Annotated in this window: 6 protein-coding genes; 3 read left to right on the top strand and 3 right to left on the bottom strand. The window is 62.0% G+C overall.

The genetic code is table 11. The features are described from left to right. The 3 genes from DBR18_RS28885 to efeU form a co-directional block, all read right to left on the bottom strand. Positions 1 to 626, bottom strand: a 626-nt coding sequence (locus DBR18_RS28885) for a Dyp-type peroxidase domain-containing protein (RefSeq protein ID WP_256588603.1), incomplete at its 3' end; no start/stop codon positions are given. Between the two features lie 17 nt (positions 627 to 643). Continuing rightward, positions 644 to 1,843, bottom strand: a complete 1,200-nt coding sequence (gene efeO, locus DBR18_RS06885; protein ID WP_108589788.1) for an iron uptake system protein EfeO — start codon at positions 1,841 to 1,843, stop codon at positions 644 to 646. A gap of 8 nt (positions 1,844 to 1,851) precedes the next feature. Continuing rightward, the gene (gene efeU / locus DBR18_RS06880) at positions 1,852 to 2,700 is read right to left on the bottom strand and encodes an iron uptake transporter permease EfeU (protein WP_108589787.1); all 849 of its coding nucleotides are present in this window, start codon (positions 2,698 to 2,700) and stop codon (positions 1,852 to 1,854) included. 291 nt (positions 2,701 to 2,991) lie between these two features. On the opposite strand from efeU, the gene DBR18_RS06875 reads away from it, so the two are divergent. The 3 genes from DBR18_RS06875 to DBR18_RS06865 all read left to right on the top strand — a co-directional run. Next, positions 2,992 to 4,008, top strand: coding sequence for an AraC family transcriptional regulator (locus DBR18_RS06875; RefSeq protein ID WP_108589786.1), 1,017 nt, complete (start codon positions 2,992 to 2,994; stop codon positions 4,006 to 4,008). Between the two features lie 245 nt (positions 4,009 to 4,253). After that, on the top strand, positions 4,254 to 5,918 hold the full coding sequence (locus DBR18_RS06870) for an AMP-binding protein (RefSeq protein ID WP_108589785.1): 1,665 nt from the start codon (positions 4,254 to 4,256) through the stop codon (positions 5,916 to 5,918). 15 nt (positions 5,919 to 5,933) lie between these two features. Next, positions 5,934 to 6,445: SDR family NAD(P)-dependent oxidoreductase (locus DBR18_RS06865; protein WP_256588608.1), on the top strand; the 512-nt coding region annotated here is incomplete at its 3' end.

Raw genomic sequence — 6,445 nt, 5'->3', positions numbered from 1 at the left:
TTCCAGCGCACCAGCAGCAGGTCCGGCAGGTTTTTGACGATGTCGCGCAGGGCGTGAATGTTGGTGTCGGCGGTGTTCGAGCAGAATTGCAGGCTCAGGTCGCCGTGGCAGCAATCGGCTTCCAGCGCATCGTTGGGGAAGCCGACCATGCGTTGAAGACGTTTCGGTTTGGCCTCGGCCAGACCAAAGCGCTCGTCGAACAGCGACTCGCCTACCGAGACGGTGATGGTCAGGTTGTCCGGGGTCACGATGGGGCCGAGGATGCCGGAATCCGGCGGCGGCAGTTTCGGGTCGATCTGCGCCACCGGGCCGCCCTTCATCAGGAACGCGATGCGCTCGTTGAGGGTGCGGAACAGCCGCTCGAGGTCTTCGCGATCGCTGGCCAGCACGTCGAACGACACAAACATGCCGGACGCCGGACGCGGGGTGACGATGCCGGTCTGGTGCACACCGTGGAAGGCGTGGCGGTCTTCGGTCTTGTCGCTGCTCGGCGCTTCGGTGACTTGCGCCGGTGCCGCAGCCATCGCCGGGCAACTCAGGGCCGAACCGGCCAGCGCAACACCGGCGGCGCCCATGCCCATCAGCAGGCGGCGACGTTGCAGATCGAGGTTTTGCAAATCTTTCATCGGTATTCGTCTTCTGCTTACAGGCCGGAGAGGCCGAGGGCGGGGTCGATGCCATCCAGTGCGTCGGCCAGGGCCTGAGCCTTGTCGGCGATCTGTTTGCGTTGTTCGCCGCTGACCGTGTCGTAAGTGGCGTAGCCGTCCTTGACCTTGAAGCTGTTCAGTACGCTGTCGAAATCGCTCAGTGCACTGTCGATTTTCGGCAGCAGATCCGGCGCCGACTTGCTCAGCATCGGCCGCAGCAATTCGACGACCTTGTGTGCGGTCTCCAGGTTGCCGGCAAAACCGTTGAGGTCGGCGTGGCTGTAGCGTTCCTCTTCACCGCTGGCGGCGCGCACGTCGGCCAGGGTGTTGAGGTTGCGCACCACGATGCTCACCAATTGCTCCGGCGGCAGGGACTGGGCCAGCAGTTGTTGTTTGAGCGTGGTGACATCGGCCAGCAGGCGCTGGGCAATGGGCGCCAGAGCGTCGAGTTTGCGTTGCTGGAACAGCACGTATTCGATGCGGTGGAAGCCGACGAAGGCCGGATCCTGTTCGCGCTTCTCGAAGTAGTCGGCGCGGGCATTGATGCTGTTGTCCAGTTCCGCCAGACGTTGCGCCGCCGGGGCCAGACGCTGATAGGCGGCGCGCGCCGGCAGGTACAGGGTTTGCGCCTGGGCGAGGTCGCCGCTGGCAATGGCGTCGTTGAGCGCCGTCACGGCTTTGATCAGTGCGCTGCTCTGGCTCGCCAGATACACGCGGAACTCCGACAGCGGCCCGACGAAAGCGACCATCGACGGCTTGGCCTTGGCGGCAGCATCGGAGGCCGCCGTCGGCGTCACGTGCAGCACGCCGCGAGGGTTGCTCAGCAGGCCGCACGTGATCGCGTAGTCGCCGGGTTGCAGGTTGGCGTTGATCACCTGGCTCAGGCCCGGGGCGATGTTCTCGCGCTCTTCGATCACCAGCACGCCGTCGAGAATTTCCCACTCCACTGCGCGGTCGGAGCGGTTGACGATGCGGAAACTGGCGCGGCCGGCAGGAACCGTCAGCTCGTTCGGCTCGCAACTGTGCGCGTTGATGTTGACCACCACTTCGTCATGGTTGTGCTGACGCTTGGCCGCGGCCATTTTCGAGGCGTAGTAGAACAGGCCTCCGGCGGCAATCATCACGACCACCGAACCGGCCACCGCCCAGCGCAAGGCGCGGGGAGGGGAGGCCTGGGGAGTATTAGGCTTTGACATGGATGCCCTTATTGGCTGGAAACGGAAGACGATTTGACTGGCTTGGGCGCAGCAGGCGCGGCGGGGTAGAAAAACATCAACAGCGCCACCACCAGATAGATCAGGTACGCACCGAGGGTGCTGACGGTCGGCGCATCCTGATAACCGAACATGCCGGCCAGTACCGAACCCAGCGGGCCATCCATCGGCAACGTCGCACTGAAGTCGAACAGCACGGTTTGCAGGTGATTCCACAGGCCTGCCTCATGCAGGGCTTGCACCGAGTTGGCGAGTATCCCGGCGGCAACCACCAGAATGAACAGCCCGGTCCACTTGAAGAACGCCGACAGGTTCAGGCGCATGCTGCCGCTGTAAATCAGGAAACCGACGACAATCGCCAGCACCAGGCCGAGCAGGGCACCGATCGGCGCGCCCGGGCCCTCGCTCTGCTGGAACACCGCAAGCAGGAAGAACACAGTTTCCAGACCTTCGCGAGCCACAGCGAAGAACACCATGGCAATCAGCGCGATCACCTGATGCTTTGAAGCGGTCAGGGCATGATCCAGCGAGGCCTGCAACGAATGCTTGATCGACCGCGCGACCTTGCGCATCCAGAACACCATCGAACTGAGAATCCCCACGGCCACCAGCCCGACCACGCCTTCGAACAGCTCCTGCTGTTTCTGCGGGAATTCGGCGCTGACCAGCTCCAGACCGCCGCCGACCAGCAGCGCCAGCGCAGCGGCGAGAAACACGCCGATCCACACCGCCGGCATCCATTGGCCACGGCCGGTCTGTTGCAGGTAGCTGGCGATGATGCCAACGATCAGCGCGGCTTCAATGCCTTCACGCAGCATGATCAGAAAGGGAACGAGCATTGCGGCAACCACGAATGATTTAGATAGGTGGCTAAGTTGTAACATAATGACACTCATTCCCAAATGGGGATGCTTGACATTTACCTGAACATTCGCTGAACGGCATGTTTTTCGCTGCCGCACGGTCCCCCCTGTAGGAGCTGCCGAAGGCTGCGATCTTTTGACTTTGATTTTCTAAATACAAGATCAAAAGATCGCAGCCTGCGGCAGCTCCTACAGGGGATTCGTGCTGGATTCGTATCCTGCGTTAAGATGCCCGTCACCCGAAAACAACAAGGTCTGCCTCGCTCCATGTCGGAAAAAGACACCATCGCCATTCAACTGGTGCGTGAAGCGCTGCTGCAAAGTTGTGCCCCGGGCGTGGCCACGGATGAAGTCTTGAACAAGGTCGGGATTGCTCCGGGCCTGCTGCACAGCGAATACGGCCGGGTGCCTGCTTCGCAATACGCGAAACTCTGGCGATTGCTGGCCCGGCGCGGCGATGACGAGTTCTTCGGCATGGATCCGCACCGACTCAGGTCCGGCAGCCTCGAATTCCTTTGCCGCAGCGCCATGGCGCAACCCACCCTGGCTGCCGGGCTGAGCACGGGGCTGAATTTCCTCTCGCTGATGCTGGAGAAAATGCCCGCGCAACTGGTTCACCAGCAAAGCCTTGCCGAAATCGTCCTGCTCGAAGACGACCCCGAACCGCGCCGCGCCTTCACCTATTTCACCTACTGGATGATCGTCCACGGCGTGGCGTGTTGGCTGGCGGGGCGGCGGATTCCGATTCTGGCGATCGAACTGCGCTGCGCCGAGCCGGATTTCTGCGACGATTACCAGGTGATGTTCTCGGAAAACCTGCGTTTCGAGCGTCCGCGCACGCGGATGATCTTCGCCGCTGACTGCCTCGATCTGCCGATCAAACGCAGCGCTGAAGAGCTGAAACGCTTTCTGGCCCATGCGCCGGCGAACATTCTGGTGAAGTACCGCGACCCGCAAAGCCTTGCCAGCCGAATCAAACAGGACCTGCGCCAGTTGCCCGCCGAACAGTGGCCGGAGACAGAAGCCTTGGCGCAACAACTGTGCATGTCCGCCTCGACCCTGCGCCGGCGCTTGTCCGAGGAAGGGCAGACCTATCAGGGCCTCAAGGACAGCGTGCGCAAGGAACTGGCGATCACCTGGCTGGCGGAGCCGTCGATCAGCTTCGTCGAGATCGCCACGCGTCTGGGGTTTGCCGATGCGAGTTCGTTCTACAAGGCGTTTCGCAAATGGTCGGGGTCCAATCCTGGGCATTACCGCACGCTGATCCTTAACGAAGCCGTCTGACCCACAACATCCCTGTAGGAGCTGCCGAAGGCTGCGATCTTTTGACTTTGATGTTGTAAAAAACAAGATCAAAAGATCGCAGCCTGCGGCAGCTCCTACAGGGGGGTGTTTGTCATTGTGCAAGCATGGCCAAACCAGTCAGCCACTTTGAGGGCTTTGACCATTGCCGCCTCCGCGCCGCAGCGCGACTATCCCTGTGTTGTTTACGCCTCCCAGCCTAATAAAAACACAGAGGGATTCTGGCAATGCGCGATTACTTGTCTGCCACCGAACAGTTCAACTATGAGCACACCGTGGACGCTGCACTCAGCGGCACGCTGGAGGCGCTCAACGCCTGCGTCGAATGTTGCGACCGCCACGCCTTGCCGGGGCGCATTGCGCTGTTCTGGGAGGGCCGCGACGGCGCGAGTGCGACGTACACCTTCAGCGACCTGCAAGACAAAGCTGCGCGTTTCGCCAATTTCCTTCTCGAACAAGGCGTGCAGAAGGGCGACAAGGTCGCCGGCCTGCTGCCACGTAATATCGAACTGCTCATCACCGTGTTCGCCACCTGGCGCATCGGCGCGGTGTATCAGCCGCTGTTCACCGCGTTCGGCCCCAAAGCCATCGAACATCGGCTGAACAGCTCCGGCGCCAAAGTGGTGGTCACCGACGCGGTCAACCGGCCGAAACTCGCTGAAGTCAGCGATTGCCCGACCGTCGTCACCGTCGGCGGCGCCAAAGGTCAGGGCATCGTCCGTGGCGATTTCAGTTTCTGGGCCGAACTGGCCAACTATTCCAGCGTTTGCGAACCGGTATTGCTGACGGGCGAAGACCCGTTCCTGCTGATGTTCACCTCGGGCACCACCGGCCCGTCGAAAGCACTGTCGGTGCCGCTCAAGGCGATCGTCGCGTTCCAAAGCTACACCCGCGACGCGGTGGACCTGCGCCCCGAAGATTCGTTCTGGAACGTCGCCGATCCGGGTTGGGCCTATGGCATCTATTTCGGCGTCACCGGCCCGCTGTCGATGGGCCACCCGATCACCTTTTACGATGGCCCGTTCACCCTCGAAAGCACTTGCCGGGTGATCAACAAATACGGCATCACCAACCTCACTGGCTCGCCGACCGCGTACCGCTTGTTGATTGCCGGCGGCAACGAGTTCGCCAAGTCGATCAAGGGCAAGCTGCGCATCGTCAGCAGCGCCGGCGAACCGCTCAATCCGGAAGTGATCCGCTGGTTCGCCGATAACCTCAATGTGGTGATTCACGACCACTACGGCCAGACCGAACTGGGCATGGTCCTGTGCAACCACCACGGTCTGCAGCACCCGATCCACCTCGGTGCCGCCGGTTTCGCCTCGCCGGGGCATCGCATCGTGGTGCTCGACGAGCACTACAACGAACTCGGTGTCGGCCAGCCGGGCATTCTCGCCATCGACCGCACGCAGTCGCCGATGTGCTGGTTCGGCGGCTACGAAGGCGTGCCGACCAAAGCTTTCGTCGGCGATTACTACCTCAGCGGCGACACCGTGGAATGGAACCCCGACGGCAGCATCAGCTTCGTCGGCCGCAGCGACGATGTGATCACCACCTCCGGTTATCGCGTCGGCCCGTTCGACGTCGAAAGCGCGCTGATCGAGCACCCTGCAGTGGTTGAAGCCGCCGTGGTCGGCAAGCCTGATCCGGAGCGCACCGAGCTGGTCAAGGCCTTCGTCGTGCTCAACCCGCAATACCGCGCTGAACCGGCGCTGGCCGAAGAGCTGCGCCAACACGTGCGCAAGCGTCTGGCCGCGCACTCGTACCCGCGTGAAATCGAATTTGTCAGCGAATTGCCGAAAACCCCAAGCGGCAAATTGCAGCGCTTTATCTTGCGCAACCAGGAAATCGCCAAGGCTCAAGAGGCCGCGGCGCACAACGTTTCAGCTTGAATCAGGAAGTCAGTCATGCAGATCGAGAACAAGGTTTTTATCGTCACCGGCGGCGCCTCCGGCCTGGGTGTGGCCAGCGCTGAACTGCTGGTCAGTGCCGGCGCCAAAGTGATGCTGGTGGACATGAACGCCGAAGCGGTAGCCGCCCAGGCCCAGCGCCTCGGCGCGCAAAGCGTGGTGGCCGACATCAGCAACGAAGCCGCTGCCGAAGCGGCAGTGCAGGCCACGGTCAAAGCCTTTGGCAGCCTCAATGGCCTGGTCAATTGCGCCGGCATCGTTCGCGGCGAGAAGATCCTCGGCAAGAACGGCCCGCATGCACTGTCCAGCTTCGCTCAGGTGATCAATGTCAACCTGATCGGCAGCTTCAACATGCTGCGTCTGGCCGCAGCGGCCATCGCCGAGAGCGAAGCCAATGCCGATGGCGAGCGCGGCGTGATCATCAACACCGCCTCGGTTGCTGCGTTCGACGGCCAGATCGGTCAGGCCGCATATTCCGCCTCCAAAGGCGCGATCGCCAGCCTGACCCT

Source organism: Pseudomonas sp. HMWF021, assembly GCF_003061005.1.
Classification (GTDB): domain Bacteria; phylum Pseudomonadota; class Gammaproteobacteria; order Pseudomonadales; family Pseudomonadaceae; genus Aquipseudomonas.
Note: the sequence above shows the minus strand (reverse complement) of the source record. Positions and strands in the feature narration are given on the sequence as shown.